Below are 13,293 nucleotides of genomic sequence, written 5' to 3'. Positions count from 1 at the left end.
CGGCCGGGCCGCTTCACTCGCCCTCACCGCCCTCGTCGCGTCGCGGGGCCCGCTCCCGCTCCTGGCGCAGCCGTTCGGCCTCCGGCGCGGTACGCCGCATCAGCTCCCGCATCCGGGCTGCCGCCTCCTGGCGGGAGCGGCTGTCTGCACTGCCGCCCCCGGGGAGGACCGGTCCGCCAAGTCGGCTGCCGGAGCTCGGCCGCGGCGTAGGGCCGTCCCGGCGGGGGAGCGGCACGGGAGGCAGCCCCGGCTCAGGACCGGCGGCCGGCCGGGAAGGCCGCGCGGGGGCGGGCGAGGTGCCGGTTGCAGGGCGGCTGGCGGGCGCACCTCCAGCAGAGGAGGCGCCTGATGCAGTCGTGGTGGGCAGGCGGCGGCCGGTGAACGGACCGGTCCCGCCGCGGTCGTCGGTGTGCTCGCTCAGGACGCGCTCGACGTGCCGCCGCGTGTCTCCCCAGGCGCGGGCGTCCTCGCGGACCGTGTTGCCCCACACCCGCGCCTGCTGACGGGCATCCTGCGAGTAACGCGAGCCGCCTGCCCGGACGCGGCGGACGTTCTCGGGCAGACCGTGCGTTGCCCCGTAGACGAGCCGGCCGCCGCGGTGCAGGATGCGGTACCCGCGGTAGCGGACCATCCGGTTGTGAGCCCGCGTCGACAGCAAGGTGCGATCAGAGTGCTGGTCGTGCAGCACCTCGCCCGTGCGGGCATCGACCACCTCACCGTCCTCATTGCGGTAGCGGTCCGGCGGCCCGCCAGGCCGCCGCGGCCCCCGACCACCCGGACCCGGACCTGCGCCGCCGCCCGGCGGCCCGCCCGCGTGCGGATCCCCGTCTGCGGTGGGCTTGCGCCACTTGGCCAACTTCTCGTGGTCGGGGCGGCGGCCGATCAGCAGCCAGTGCGCCCCCTTGGCCCCCAGGCGGGCGCCGGTCAGGCCGACCCGGGCGCCCAGCCCGCCTGCGGCCGCCGCCGCAGTGAGGGGGGCCAGCCCCCGCCCGGCTTCGGCCCTCGCGTCGGCGAGCACCCGGCCGGTGTCGACCGGCATGCCCGCCCCGTCGAACACCGACGTGAGCGCGCCCATCAGGCGCTGCCGGGTGCCGAGGACGGCGAACCGGCCGCCCCCGCCGCCGGTGAAGGCGCGCAGACCACCGCCGCCGTACCCGCCGAGCGCGGCGGGGGAGTTCATGGCGAGGGCGGCGCCGAGTTCGGAGGTGTCGCCGGGCAGGTGGGTGCCGCCGACCTTGGCGTAGCGCATCCGCATCGCCATGCGCCGCCCGAAGGACGTGATTCCGGTGAGCAGGCGGCGGTGCCCGGCCGCGCTGGCGATCGCCAGGACGTCGATCAGCAGAATGCGTTCGACCATCAGGTCGGGGCCGTTGGTGATGGTGGCGTCCACGGCGATCCCGAAGAACGGCACGAACGCGCAGATGCCGACCATGGCGAGGATCGCGATGCCCCAGATCGACATCCACTTCCACACCGACTGCCGCGCCGGACCGGGCAGCATCCCGGCGATGAAAGCCAGCCCTCCGGCGGCCGCCGCGGCCGCGCCGATGCCCTGGGTGCCCAGCAGCACGATCGCGCTGGACAGCAGCATGCCGCAGATGAAGAACGCCGCGACGAGCAGCAGGGCGGCGCCGCCGACCCGCCACCAGGTGGGCTTCTGCGCATAAGAGGCACAGGCCTTGCCGACGGCCCCGGCGTCTTCGAGGTCCTCGAGGAACGCGGCGAACTGCTGGCCTTCCTCACTGAAGGCGGCACTGTCGATGTCCCCCAGCGACTGCCCCGGAACCACCCCAACAGCGGGCAGATCCTCTGTCGGATCATCAACAGCAGCGCCGGGATTGATGGCTCGTTCGCAGTACTTCTTGGCGGGCCCCTTGATCAGGTCACAGGTGTCCTCGTCCCCTCCCTTTTCGCCCTGCTGGTCCTGCGCTCCTGCCTTGTAGCCGCCGGTGATCCATTTCAGATGGACGGCATAGGCCTTGCGATCGGACTGTTTGGCCGGGTCGAGGACCCTGCCGTACTGCAGCAGCATGTATGGCTTGACGATCAGCGCATTGGTGATCGAGTCCTGCAGCGGACGGGCCACGTCAGTGGCGCCAACGGGCGCTGCAGCCTCCTGCTCAAGGCACTTGGCCTCCTGCGCGCCTGCCATCCGATCGCACGGGCCCAGACTGGCGAGCTTGCCGCCCCAGTCATAGGAGGCGACGCTCTCCTGCGCCACCTCTGCGGCCACCTGCTGGGTCTGCCCGAGCGGGCCGCCGGGGGCGAGCAGGTAGTCGGGGCGCACGAACGCGGACGCGGCGAACGCCGCGATCGTCAGCGTCAGGAAGATCTCGCCCAGACCGCGGCCGACCCGACCCCGCACGATCATGAACCCGGCGAAGACAAACGCCCACGCCAGCAACAGCCCTTTCAGCCCCAGGGTGTCGACGACGACCGTCTCGTAGGCGTCGGCGACCCGCTGCGCCGGCTTGATGAGGATCTTCAGCAGCGGGAACCGGAACGCGAGCTCGATCGCCCACCCGGCCAACCCGACCAGCAGCCGGATCACGGTGAACAGCCCGGACAGGGCGAACGAGAGCGACTGCGCCTGGAAACTGAAGATGGAACCGCCCTGGGCATTGAGCTCGTAGCCGTTAATCGGCACACCCTCGGAAGACGTGATGTTCAGCGGGGACAGCAGGTCTCCGGTCTCGCTAGTGCTGCTCGCCGCATACACGACCTGGCTGTTGACCATCACGAACACACCGGTGAGGAGCAGCAGAAGGCCGGCCGAGCGGAGCGTGGCGCGGTCTGGGCGGATCATTCAGGCCCGCCCTCGCGTCGTGGTGCTGCGGCGCCGCCACATCACCAGGGCTGCCAGGCCTGCTCCGGCGGGCACCAGCCGCCATGCCGCATCGCCAAGATCCTGGCGGGCAGCGGCAGGAGACGAGACCGAGGCGGACGCCCCGCGCTCGCAGTACGCCTTGGCCGGTCCCACGATCACCTCACAGGGATCCTGGCGAGGTGAAGAGGTCTCGGCGACGAACGCGGCTCCGGTGCGCGGCCACCACGACTCCCGCAGGCTCGCCCCCACCACCAGGGCGACGACGGCGGCCGCAACGTTGATCACGATCAGCACGCTCGCCACGGCGGCCAGCCGCCGGGAGCGGGCGGAGGGGAAGGACGAGGAGGCGGTCATCGGATGAGTTCCTTCGGACGTGCCCCGGCCTCACCGGAATTCGGCCCCGTGGCGGTGTGCGGGACCGCGCTTGTGCGGCCTCCCGGGGTGGTGGTGATGGACGTGGCGATACGCGCGATGCGGGGGATGACGGCCTTGATCCGGCCGGTGTTCTGCCGGGGGCAGGTCAGCAGGAACTCGCCCTCGCGGCCCTTCTGCCCGACCGGAGACAGACCGGTGGTCACCAGCCGGAGCAGCTCCGGGTCGTCGGGGTCGAGGCCGATGAAGTCCAGGCCGCGGCGGGCGCGTTCCCGGTCCGCGGTGCGGGCCAGGGCCCGGTAGGCCATCAGGCCGCGGTCCGGACCGAGTTCGGCGGCGTCGTGCGAGCCGGCCAGCAGTCCGGCACCGTGCTTGCGGCCGTCGTGGAGGATCTCGTGGACCAGCGCGGTCCCCTCCGCGGAGGAGGTGAGCCAGTACAGCTCGTCCAGGACCACGGAGGTGAACCGTGCCGGGTCTTCGAACGCGGTCTGCCGGGCGAGGGCGGCGATCAGGTAGAGCACCGCCCGGCCGATCAGCGCTTCCAAAGGCTGCTGGTGCAGGATCTCCGGGATGGCGAACGCAGCCTTCGGCGGCAGCTTCAGGCCGGTCGTGGTGATGACGATCATGTCGTGGGCGGTGGAGGCGTCCAGCCGAACCGGCGGCAGCGCCGGGTCGAACACCATCGCCGCCAACGGGTTGGTGGCAACCACACGGATGAGACCGGCCAGGGTGGCGGCCGCGTCCTGGCGCCTGCCCGCCTCACCCGTGGCCATCTCCTCCAGGACCTGAAGCACCCGGTGCATGGACGGGCTCGCACTCGCAGCGGTCTGTTCGACGGCGTGGTGCAGGACCTCCCCGTTGGTACTCATCGGGCCGATGCCGAGCTGCAGCGTGAGATAGGACAGGGCGTAGTGGCGGCCTTCGGGCCCGGGAAACATGCGCAGCGGGTCGATGGAGACTTCGGCCTGTGCGGCGTCGATGATCTGCACCCGGCCCTGCGCGGCGGTGCGGGCGAAGGTGGCCCACTCGCGTACGGGGGTGCGATCGATGCAGATCGCGCAGCCGCCGCGCGCCCACACCGCCTCCGCGATCAGCTTCTGCAGGACACTCTTGCCCGCCCCCAGGTCGCCGACGATCCCCATCGAGGCGGAGGCGTCCTGCTTCGGCGCATCCGCCACGTTGATCATGACGGGGCGGGTGGTGCCGCAGTCCAGGTCGATCCCGAGGAACATCCCGTTCGGGTCGCCGACGTCCCCGAGGGTGAAGGCCCCGGACAGTGCCCAGTCCTCGCTGACCTGGTGCTGGGTGAACTCCCGCACTACACCGGGCCGCACGGTGCCGGGCAGGCCGAGCGTGAAGAGGGCTTCCTGCAGCCCGGCCGGGCGCACCGCCCGGTAGTCCGCCCCGCTGAGGAGGGCGGCCAGGGCGCGGGCCCGGGAGTCGCAGACGGCGGCGGTCGGCCCCCACACCGTCAGCACGGTCACCGACTGCACCTCGACCTCCACCGAGGTACGCGACAGCCGTGCGTCCAACTCGCCCAGGTCGCGGGCCGCCTCGCTGAGCGAGGCGGGCATGCCGGTGGGGCGGGCGTCGTACTGGTCGGCCTGGTCGATGAGTTCGTTCTTCTTGCGCTGCACCTGCGCCCGCGCCTTCTCCGCAGGCACCAAGGTGAGGTCGATGGCGTAGTCGACGGGAAAGTCCAAGGACTCCAGCTGGGCGAAGAGATCCGCGGCGTCCTGGCTGACCGCGGGCGGGCACTCGGCCAGCGCCAAATGGGCCTGGTAGCCGGTCCCTGCGTCGGATTCGACCTGCAACCACCGCCGCCCGAGCGGCGAGCCACCGTTGATCCGCCACCAGGCCGTGCGGCCCGAGCGCGTGAGCCGGCCTGCGCTCTTGAGGTCGCCGGCGTCGTCCAGGCCGGGGTCGATGCCGCCCTCCTGCAGACGCACCTGTCCGAGGTCGGCGTAGCTGGGGGAGCGCAGCACCCCGTCCCGCAGCTGCCCGCCGTACAGGTCGCTGTCCTCTGCCTCCGCCAGCAGCGGCTCGGCAACGCCGCGGTGCAGGGCGTGCTGGATCATCCACACCACCTCCGCCGGGCGGGCGGGGCGGAACGCGATCCCGCCGGCGAGCGTGGCCTCGACCCGGGCGGCCTGCTCGCGATACGCCTGCACCTCGCGGCGGGCGATGGGGCCGGGGCGCATGCCGAGAAGGGGAGCCAGCTCTGCCCAGGCCGAGCCGAGCGACGCCGCAACCTGGAGCCCGGCGTTCTCGGACTGCAGCGGCACGGCCAGCCACAGGGTGCGGCGGTGCATCTCCTGGTCGTCCAGGAGATCCAAAGTGGCCTCGACGTTCTCCACCCACGGGTGATCCGTGCCCGGCGCGGTGTCGGCGGGCTCGATGCCGTCGATCATCTTCAGGGCGATCTCGCCGGGATCGACCTGCGCGGCAAGGCCGAACAGGCGTGGTGCCCCGGACAGGGAGCGCACCATGTGGGTGATCTTGGCGAGCTGTTCGTCGCGGACCGCGGCGGGCACATAGGTGCCCTGGACGCTCTCCTCGACCTGGCCGCGCTCATCCGGGCCCGGGTGCAGGCGGTAGATCGCCCACACACTGCCCTGCGTCGACCACACCAGGTGCCCAGCGATATGACGGAACGGCACCCTCACCGCACACCCCCGCTCTGCCCGGCACGGCTGAGCAGTTGCTGAACCCCCGACACCGGCCCGATCCCCGCCGCCACGGGAGCAGCCGGCTTTGTGCGGCGGGGCATCGACGAGCGGGCACCGGCCGGCCGCGGAACTGGACGAACCGACGGGGCGGGCGGAGCGGGGCGGGGGACGTCCTCGATCGTGAAACCCCCGAGCAGGGGGCGGGCAGCACGATCGCGGGCGGCCCGCCCGCCGATGCGGCCTCCCTGCGGCTGCCACCCCAGCAGCACCCAGCCCAGCGTCGCCGGCATCGGGGCACGCCCCCGGATCCTGGGGCGGCGGACCACCCAGATCGCCAGCAGCCAGGCCACCAGAGGGACGGGCCCCATCCATGACCACCAGCCGATGGTTTTGATGAGCAGGAAGCCGCCGACAACGGCGACCGCGATCTGCGCGGGCGTGTACGGGCCCAGCGGGATCTTCCAGTCGGCGACCTTCCCACCCACGGGTGGCGGCGCGCGGCGGTGTAGAAGCGGCCTACCCGCCCGGTGGCGGCGGTCACAGCCAGCCCCCTGCGCCGGGCGCGTGCACGCGGGAGACGGGGAGCTCGGAGCGGACCGTGCCGGGGACGGCGGGTGCGCCCTGGGAGGGGTTGTTGACCTCGTCCTCGAACATGTCCGCGAGCGAGTCGCGGGAGTTGTAGAGCCCCAGCGCGACGATCATCAGGAGCAGGGCGCCGATTCCCGCCTTCAGCGAGAACTTCTGGATCATGATGATGACGACCAGGACGAGCAGACCGGCCTGCAGGCCCTTGGTCGCCCAGTCCTGGAACATGGTGATCCACGCGTCGCCGAGATCGTCCAGCTTCCCTGCGAGCATCTGGCCGTGCACGGTGGTGGTCATCGGGCGCCCCCGCCCTGAGCGGTGCCCGACTCCAGCGCGGACACCTCCCACCGGCCGGAGCGGGCAGTGAGCGTGAACTCGTACGCCAGCGGCCACCGCCCACCGTTGTCCCGGGCCTCCGCCTGGACCATCACCCCAACCCGTGTCCCGTCTGTGGGGACGGATACGGCGGCCGCTGCCTCGTCGGCGGCCAGCAGCTGTTCGACCGTGACGGACTGGTACGGGGCAGGGGAGACCGGTGCCAGGCGCACCCCGGGGGCGAGGTAGCGGTCGACCTCCCCGGCGCCGGTGAGATAGGCGGCCAGGAACTCCCCGACCGCGGAGGGCAGATCACCGCCCGTCGGCACCGTCACCGTGTACGGCGATGGCGGCCCCTCGATGCGGGCCGGGGACGCCACCACCGCAGGGGCCCCGGACACCGTGAACGAGGCTCCTGCGCGATCGGTGAGGACCGGCACCGCGAAGTAGCGCAACCGTCCGTCGGCGTACTGCGCAGCCAGCGTCACCGACCACGCGTGGCCGGTCTGCTGCGCACTGCGCACCGCCACGACCGCCTCGGGCCCGGGCTGCGCAGCCGACGTCTCGGGGAGATCGACATTGGGGGCCATCGACTGCGCAAGCCGGGCCTGCGCACTGCGCTCGTCTCCTGCGTGGCTGCGCAGCCACGCGGTGAGGAACACCGTCGCGTAGCCGGCCGGGGTGCCCGCCGCGGCCGTTTTCACGGTGGCCGGCTTGGTTGCGGGGGCCGCACGGACCACGGCCGCGGGGCTGGCCACGGCGACGGCCAGCGCGACGGGCCCGGCCGCCATCACCGCCCACACGCTCAGCCGGGACAGGCGCACCCGGCGCCGCATCTGCTGCAGCCGAGCCCCCGCAGCGGTCGCAGGAACAGCCTGCTCCTGCGCTGCCTGCTTGGCACGAGACATTACGAACTCCCAGGTCAGAACCAGTCGTTGCTTCTGACCCGAGACAACCCGCTGCCCCAGACCACACCGCAGACCACGAAGGCCAGACCACGATTACGAAAGGGACACAAACCCGTGGTACGGCCTGTGGTACGGCCAGACCACGAGCCGCACCACGACATTTCGACACCCCGCGACGGCCTGTCTCCAGGGAGAAGCTCCCAGCGGTTGCCGGGACGGCAGATGCGTACTGCGCAGCCGTCTGAAGCGGTCGGGAAGCAGCGGCGCGTCCCTATACCGGCCGGGCCGGCAGTCACCCGCACAAGTCGATTGCGCAGGATCGGCGCACCGGTGCGCAGGCCCGACAAAGGCTGCGCAGTCGGCTGCGCAGGACGCGGGGCCCGGCTGCGCAGTCACTCGCACAAGTCGATTGCGCAGGATCCCCGCACCGATTGCGCAGGACGCCGGCCACGGCTGCGCAGTCGGTCGTGCGCCCCGATTGCGCAGCAGCGCTGGGATGCGTGGTACGGCCAGACCATGGGCGTACCAGGCCCGTCCACAGCGCAAGTTGTCGGATCGTGACCGTTGGTCTGGGCTCATGGTCGGCCTTCTGGTCTGGGGTGCCGGATGAGCTGACGGCATGGACATCGCCCACGTCTATTCAATCGACGCCCCTGTTCGCTCCGCCCGCTCAGGCAGGCCGCAGAGCATCGACGGCCGCGGGTGCATGGCGCGCGAGGGATCGCGATGAGCCGCCTCGGGGCGGGGATCCGCCGCGGGGTGATGGCGGCGGATCAGTTCACTCAGATCGCCAACGGTCTCTTCCGCGATGAGCGGCTGTCCTTCAAAGCGAAGGGCATCTTCGGCTCCATCAGTACCCACCGGACCGGGTGGCAGGTGACCGTCGCCGATCTCATGCGGGCCGGGCGCGACGGGCGGGACGCGATACGGGTCGGCCTGAGCGAGCTGCAGACCCACGGCTACCTCGTGCGCGAACAACTACGGCGGGACGACGGCACCCTCGGCGACTTCGTCTTCTCCATCACCGACCGGCCCGCGACCGGCGACACCCGCCTTCCACAGCCCGTCGCGGCGCTCCCTTCTGCTTCGGCACACCGTGTCGACGGCGGGGCGGGGATCCGTCGGGGGGTGATGGCGGCGGATCAGTTCACACAGATCGCCAACGGTCTCTTGCGCGATGAGCGGCTGTCGTTCAAGGCGAAGGGGCTGTTCGGTCTGATCAGCACGCACCGGGACGGCTGGCAGGTGACGGTCGCGGACCTGACGCGCCGCGGCCGCGACGGAGTAGCGGCGGTGAAGAGCGGCCTCCAGGAGCTGGAGAAGCACGGCTTCCTGCGCCGGGAACAGACCCGCAACCACGACGGCACCCTCGGTACCGTCGCGTACTTCATCACGGACCTGCCGGCCCTGGAAAACCGCAGGTCGCAACCGGTGACGGGTTTTCCGCCAGCGGATTACCCGGCGCCGGGTAATCGCCCCCTTAAGAACACCAACAGAAAGAACACCACTCAGCAGAACACCAGCCCCCTCCGTCCATGCGAGCACGGCGACACCGCGCACACCTCCAGCGAGACACCAGCCGCGGACGCGACCGCACCCGCACCGCCGGCGGACGAACTCCATCCCGGCATCCACCTGCTGCTCGAACTCGCGGCAGCCCGGCCCGAACTGCTGCTGACCGGGCAGGCACTGACCGATCAAGGCCGCGTCGTCACGGTGATGCTGGAGTCCGGCTGGAGCCGCGAGCAGCTGCTCCACATCATCGCCGCCCGGCCCCTGCCGCAGCCGGTGCGCACCTCCGTCGGCGCGATCATCGCCGCCCGCCTGCGAGCCGCCCAGGCCTACCCCCCACCCGCCCTCGCGGCCGACCACCACGACGAGCCCGACCACCACGACGAGCCCGTCTGGGACGACCCGCAGCCGCCTGCGGCCAACTCCACGGCCGCGCGCACGGTGGGCGAGGCCCTCACCTACCGCGCCCTGGTCGAATGCACCGGCTGCGGCGTCCCCGCCACCGCCCCCGGCGAGGACCTCTGCCCCACCTGCCTCGGCTGGCCACCGTGCCGCACCTGCCCCGGCCCCACACCCCGGCGCGCCCACCCCGACAGCGACGGCCGCTGCACGACGTGCGGCTCCGTCGCGGCCGACCCGATGGAAGGCAGCATCCTGTGACAGGCACCCTCCACACCCCGCCGCAGACCGCGGCCGCGCATCACCAGCGGCCCTTCGCCCGCGACCCGCAGCGGTGGGACAGGGAACGTGCCCGCGCCCTGCGCACCGGCCACATCCGCGACCACACCTGCTCGCCCGCGTGCGAACTCGTCCTCGTCCACGAACGCACCGTCTGGGGGTGGCTGGCCTGGACCGTCCCCGGCGACGGCAGCCGCCCCGAGATCCCCCATCAGATCGGGGTGCTCACCCCGCGGGCCAGCCGCAGGCAGCGCATCGCCCTGCGCTGGCTGACCCGACGCCCCGCCAGGCACCTCGTCCCGGACACCCTCCCCGGATCCCTACGCTTCTCCGCCGCTGCCGTCGCCCTCATCGGCGTGCTGGTCGGCCTGTTCGCCCTCAGCCGCGGTGCCCCCACGAATGCCACGGTGCCGGCGATGCTGCTCGCCCCGCTGCTCGCCCAGCACCTGCCCGGCCGGCTGGACGCGCGGGCCCGCGCACACGTCCACCTCGTCGAGGGCGACCCTTCATGCCGCTACCTGCAGCGCCTCGCCACCCTGCACACCGTCCTCGTCCAGGCCGCCGCTGCCAGCGACCGCCTCGAACTGCGCCGCTCGGCCGCACTCGGCCACCACCTGCTGTGGGATACCGCCGGCCTGCTCCAGGGCCAGGACACCCTGGCGGCCTCGGCGCACCTCATCAACCGGGAGCGGCTGATGGTCCAGCTCGCCGACCACGCCACCCAGACCCTCGAGCGCACCCGCACCGCATCAACGTCCGGACCAGCGCACCAGCCCCCTGGCCGTGAAGGCCCATCGGGCCCGCTCCCGCCCGGCTTCGAACGCGCGGCCCGGCCAGCCCCAGCACCTGCGCCCGGCACATCACCACTGCTGAAGGGAACCCAGCCCATGCATAGCCAGACCGACGACTCAGCCCGCGCCACGGACACCTACCTGCTCTTCGCGCACGAGGCCTACTACCCCGACTCCGGCACCCAGGAGATCAACACCACCGTGGTCGCCGCCGACTCCCTGCTCCACCCCCAGGTACGCCAGCCCGACGGCGCCCGGATCCACGACCGCCTCACCCGGGGACGCCAGCCGGGCGAGATCATTCCGCTCTCCACGCTCACTCACGAACTGGACGGCGGTGCCAGCTGGCCGTCGGTCGGCGACTGGGAGACCGTCACCGCCGACCTCGTGCAACTCGTCCGTACGGGAGAGTGCGACGCCCTCAGCCTCGGACTGCCCGAGATCGGACGCGCCCTCGTCTGCGTCGGCCCCGACAGCCACGTGCGTGCCTTCGACGCCGCCGTCGGCCAGGTCATCACCTACGGGCCCCTGGAGCGCGCCGCCATCCTGGCCGAGGTCGACAGGTTTCTCCCCGGCCTCGTTGCCGAGCAGCCGTTCTGGCCGGGCGACGGTCTGCTTCCTCCGCTCTTCCACCCCTGATGGAGTTTCGCCAAGCCCAAGGTGTAGCGAAGGGGCCGCGCAGCACGGCGCCCGGGGCCAAGAGCCCATCTCTGACCCTCGGGTGATCTCGTACAGACGCCTCTGTGGAGAGCTCGGTGCTCACGGGCCAGTTCGGCCTCAATCGTGTTGCAGGGGGCTTCGCGTAGAGCTTTCGGGTGCTGCGCGTGATGGGGCGGCGCGCCTTCGCGTGCGGGCCGGGCGGCGGACTCTGCCGGTATCAAGCGGGCCAGGGTCCCCTTCACGGCCACGGGGTCCTGCTCCGGCCTGGCAGGGGGTGGGCACGGTGCCCACACGATCATGAATCAACGCTCGGGTCACGCGACGGCTGCACCGTGGTGGCTGTATTCAGAAACAGCCAATGGTCGTCCGGCAGGCTGGCAGGGGCCGGTGGGGGCACTGGGCGGGTTTCTTCGTGCCAATCCGAACCTACAGCCGCCGTAGCGATACCACGCCAGAATCGCGCAGCCCCCTCATTAGCCTGCTGGAAGGCGATCGCCCAAGGACCAGGCCTGGAGCGCAATACCTGGAGAGCAGCCCGACGACCGACGCCACGCCTGCGCAGCGCTCGCACGACAAAGAACGCAGAGATCGAGGTCGCACCCTCGGGCATCCGCCAGGTCAGCACGAACCCGCCCGGAGCCTCCCCATAGCGGATCAGCAAGGCCTCCCGCCCTGGCTCTTCAAAGAACAAGGGCAAACTGCGGAACCCGAACCTGCCATCCTCCGCCGGCAGGTGACCGAGGAACTCCGACATGTCATGCCGGTAGAACTGCGCCAACTGTTCGACAACAGGCCGCAGTTCAATGCCCGCTGGCCAGAGAGTGACCGGCATAGTGTCAGCGGTGTGGCGCATTCAGGGATTCTCGCAGCGGTACACAACATGGATCCATGGGGCGAAGAGAGCCATAGACAACAGCGCCAGCCGTCGAACATCCGTCCGGGCTCTGTGTCCCGACGGTTTAAGGACGGGTTCCAAGGCTTGGGGCGCCGAGTTCGGTTGATGCAGAGTAGCCATGCGACAGATCATTTCAGTTGCTGATCTTCCTCCGTCCAGTTGAGCATGGGTGCCAACGAGGCAAGGAGGCCATTGGATGGGGCTCATGCTCTGCCCTGCAGACGACGACGTGGCCAGCCCGGACATCTCGTGGTCACACTACGGGTTCAACCTGTTCAGGCAGTGGCTGGCCCAAATCGAGGGATTCGCTCTTCCCGAGATGGTCGGCTTCGGAGGGAAGCGCGCGTGGAGCAGCATCACCACCACGCTGGCGCCGCTGCTCAATCATCCAGACGACGACGGCGACCTGGCACCCGCTCAGTGCGCGGCCATGCTGCCACGGCTAGAAGCGATCGTCGGCCAGCGGCCACAAGTCGCCGACGATCCCGTCCTCGAACGCCGCATCGATGACGCCCGCCAGCTGATCGATGTCTTGAGGTACTGCGTGGACAAGGGCGTCCCGCTCGACTTCTGCTGACTACCGGACCCCGCAGTTCCCGCCCCGGGCGGCCGGTAGTTGCGGATGGTGGCCCGGGGGTGGCTGGTCGAGCCGGTGCCGGGTAGGTTCTCGCTCTCGCAGGGCGTGGCCGGACAGAGCGAGGGGTTGTGAACGTCGACCGTCAGACCCGGAGGGTTTCTCCCTGGGGGTCGTAGCAGACGAGCCCGTGCTTGCGTGCCAGGGCAGCCGCATATTCGGCGACTTCCTCCGCCCTGCTGTAGGACATGAGCAGATAGACGATCGGGCCCGAGGCCTCGCCCATGACGGGCGGTGACGCCCAGGGGCTGCCGGCGACATCGTCTGGATACCGCTCGACGAGTGCCTCGACGTAGGCCGAGATGCGCGGCGACAACTCGGCGATCTCGTCGTCAGAATCGAGGTAGCGCTCGTAAAGCTCGTCGAAGACAGCGCCGGCCTCGTCGCCGCGCGGCAGCTCTCCGTCCCACACGGCCAGGTCATAGCTCATGGGCGAATGATCTCAGG

General features: G+C 71.1%; 11 protein-coding genes. 3 read left to right on the top strand and 8 right to left on the bottom strand.

The genetic code is table 11. The annotated features are described in order from the left end of the window. Positions 1-13 precede the first annotated feature (13 nt). The 6 genes from OG381_RS00235 to OG381_RS00210 are packed head-to-tail and all read right to left on the bottom strand — an operon-like array spanning position 14 to position 7,676. Positions 14-2,806 (bottom strand): hypothetical protein, encoded by a 2,793-nt coding sequence (locus tag OG381_RS00235; protein ID WP_327714018.1) that lies wholly within the window; start codon positions 2,804-2,806, stop codon positions 14-16. After that, on the bottom strand, positions 2,807-3,181 hold the full coding sequence (locus OG381_RS00230; RefSeq protein WP_327714017.1) for a hypothetical protein: 375 nt from the start codon (positions 3,179-3,181) through the stop codon (positions 2,807-2,809). Beyond that, entirely contained in the window at positions 3,178-5,865 is a 2,688-nt protein-coding gene (locus OG381_RS00225) for an ATP-binding protein (protein WP_327714016.1), read from the bottom strand. The genes OG381_RS00230 and OG381_RS00225 overlap by 4 nt, the downstream gene beginning before the upstream one ends. Continuing rightward, positions 5,862-6,353: a hypothetical protein gene (locus tag OG381_RS00220; protein WP_327714015.1), complete on the bottom strand. Its 492-nt coding sequence runs from the start codon at positions 6,351-6,353 to the stop codon at positions 5,862-5,864. The genes OG381_RS00225 and OG381_RS00220 overlap by 4 nt, the downstream gene beginning before the upstream one ends. Positions 6,354-6,405: 52 nt before the next feature. Beyond that, entirely contained in the window at positions 6,406-6,750 is a 345-nt protein-coding gene (locus OG381_RS00215) for a hypothetical protein (RefSeq protein ID WP_327714014.1), read from the bottom strand. Further along, on the bottom strand, positions 6,747-7,676 hold the full coding sequence (locus OG381_RS00210; protein WP_327714013.1) for a conjugal transfer protein: 930 nt from the start codon (positions 7,674-7,676) through the stop codon (positions 6,747-6,749). Before OG381_RS00210 ends, OG381_RS00215 begins: the two co-directional genes overlap by 4 nt. A gap of 726 nt (positions 7,677-8,402) precedes the next feature. On the opposite strand from OG381_RS00210, the gene OG381_RS00205 reads away from it, so the two are divergent. Continuing rightward, complete coding sequence (locus OG381_RS00205) at positions 8,403-9,848, top strand: hypothetical protein (protein WP_327714012.1); 1,446 nt, start codon at positions 8,403-8,405, stop codon at positions 9,846-9,848. After that, positions 9,845-11,296, top strand: coding sequence for a hypothetical protein (locus OG381_RS00200; protein ID WP_327714011.1), 1,452 nt, complete (start codon positions 9,845-9,847; stop codon positions 11,294-11,296). Before OG381_RS00205 ends, OG381_RS00200 begins: the two co-directional genes overlap by 4 nt. A 316-nt stretch (positions 11,297-11,612) precedes the next feature. Here the strand turns inward: OG381_RS00200 and OG381_RS00195 are convergent, their stop codons facing one another. Continuing rightward, positions 11,613-12,170, bottom strand: a complete 558-nt coding sequence (locus OG381_RS00195) for a GNAT family N-acetyltransferase (protein WP_327714010.1) — start codon at positions 12,168-12,170, stop codon at positions 11,613-11,615. 238 nt (positions 12,171-12,408) lie between these two features. Between OG381_RS00195 and OG381_RS00190 the strand changes: the two genes are divergently transcribed. After that, positions 12,409-12,789: a hypothetical protein gene (locus OG381_RS00190; protein ID WP_327714009.1), complete on the top strand. Its 381-nt coding sequence runs from the start codon at positions 12,409-12,411 to the stop codon at positions 12,787-12,789. Between the two features lie 142 nt (positions 12,790-12,931). On the opposite strand, the gene OG381_RS00185 is transcribed toward OG381_RS00190, so the two are convergent. Further along, a complete protein-coding gene (locus tag OG381_RS00185; protein ID WP_327714008.1) occupies positions 12,932-13,276 on the bottom strand; it encodes a hypothetical protein in 345 nt (114 codons plus the stop codon). Positions 13,277-13,293: the final 17 nt, after the last annotated feature.

It is taken from the genome of Streptomyces sp. NBC_00490, assembly GCF_036013645.1.
In the GTDB taxonomy this organism is placed as follows: domain Bacteria; phylum Actinomycetota; class Actinomycetes; order Streptomycetales; family Streptomycetaceae; genus Streptomyces; species Streptomyces canus_F.
The sequence above is the reverse complement of the archived record's forward strand: the minus strand, read 5'-3'. Positions and strand labels throughout refer to the sequence as shown.

Excerpts from the sequence above, each read along its gene's own strand:
- OG381_RS00205 (WP_327714012.1), top strand. The coding sequence starts at position 8,403 with ATGAGCCGCCTCGGGGCGGGGATCCGCCGCGGGGTGATGGCGGCGGAT.
- OG381_RS00190 (WP_327714009.1), top strand. The coding sequence starts at position 12,409 with ATGGGGCTCATGCTCTGCCCTGCAGACGACGACGTGGCCAGCCCGGAC.
- OG381_RS00230 (WP_327714017.1), bottom strand. The coding sequence starts at position 3,181 with ATGACCGCCTCCTCGTCCTTCCCCTCCGCCCGCTCCCGGCGGCTGGCC.
- OG381_RS00195 (WP_327714010.1), bottom strand. The coding sequence starts at position 12,170 with ATGCGCCACACCGCTGACACTATGCCGGTCACTCTCTGGCCAGCGGGC.
- OG381_RS00235 (WP_327714018.1), bottom strand. The coding sequence starts at position 2,806 with ATGATCCGCCCAGACCGCGCCACGCTCCGCTCGGCCGGCCTTCTGCTG.
- OG381_RS00210 (WP_327714013.1), bottom strand. The coding sequence starts at position 7,676 with ATGTCTCGTGCCAAGCAGGCAGCGCAGGAGCAGGCTGTTCCTGCGACC.
- OG381_RS00215 (WP_327714014.1), bottom strand. The coding sequence starts at position 6,750 with ATGACCACCACCGTGCACGGCCAGATGCTCGCAGGGAAGCTGGACGAT.
- OG381_RS00185 (WP_327714008.1), bottom strand. The coding sequence starts at position 13,276 with ATGAGCTATGACCTGGCCGTGTGGGACGGAGAGCTGCCGCGCGGCGAC.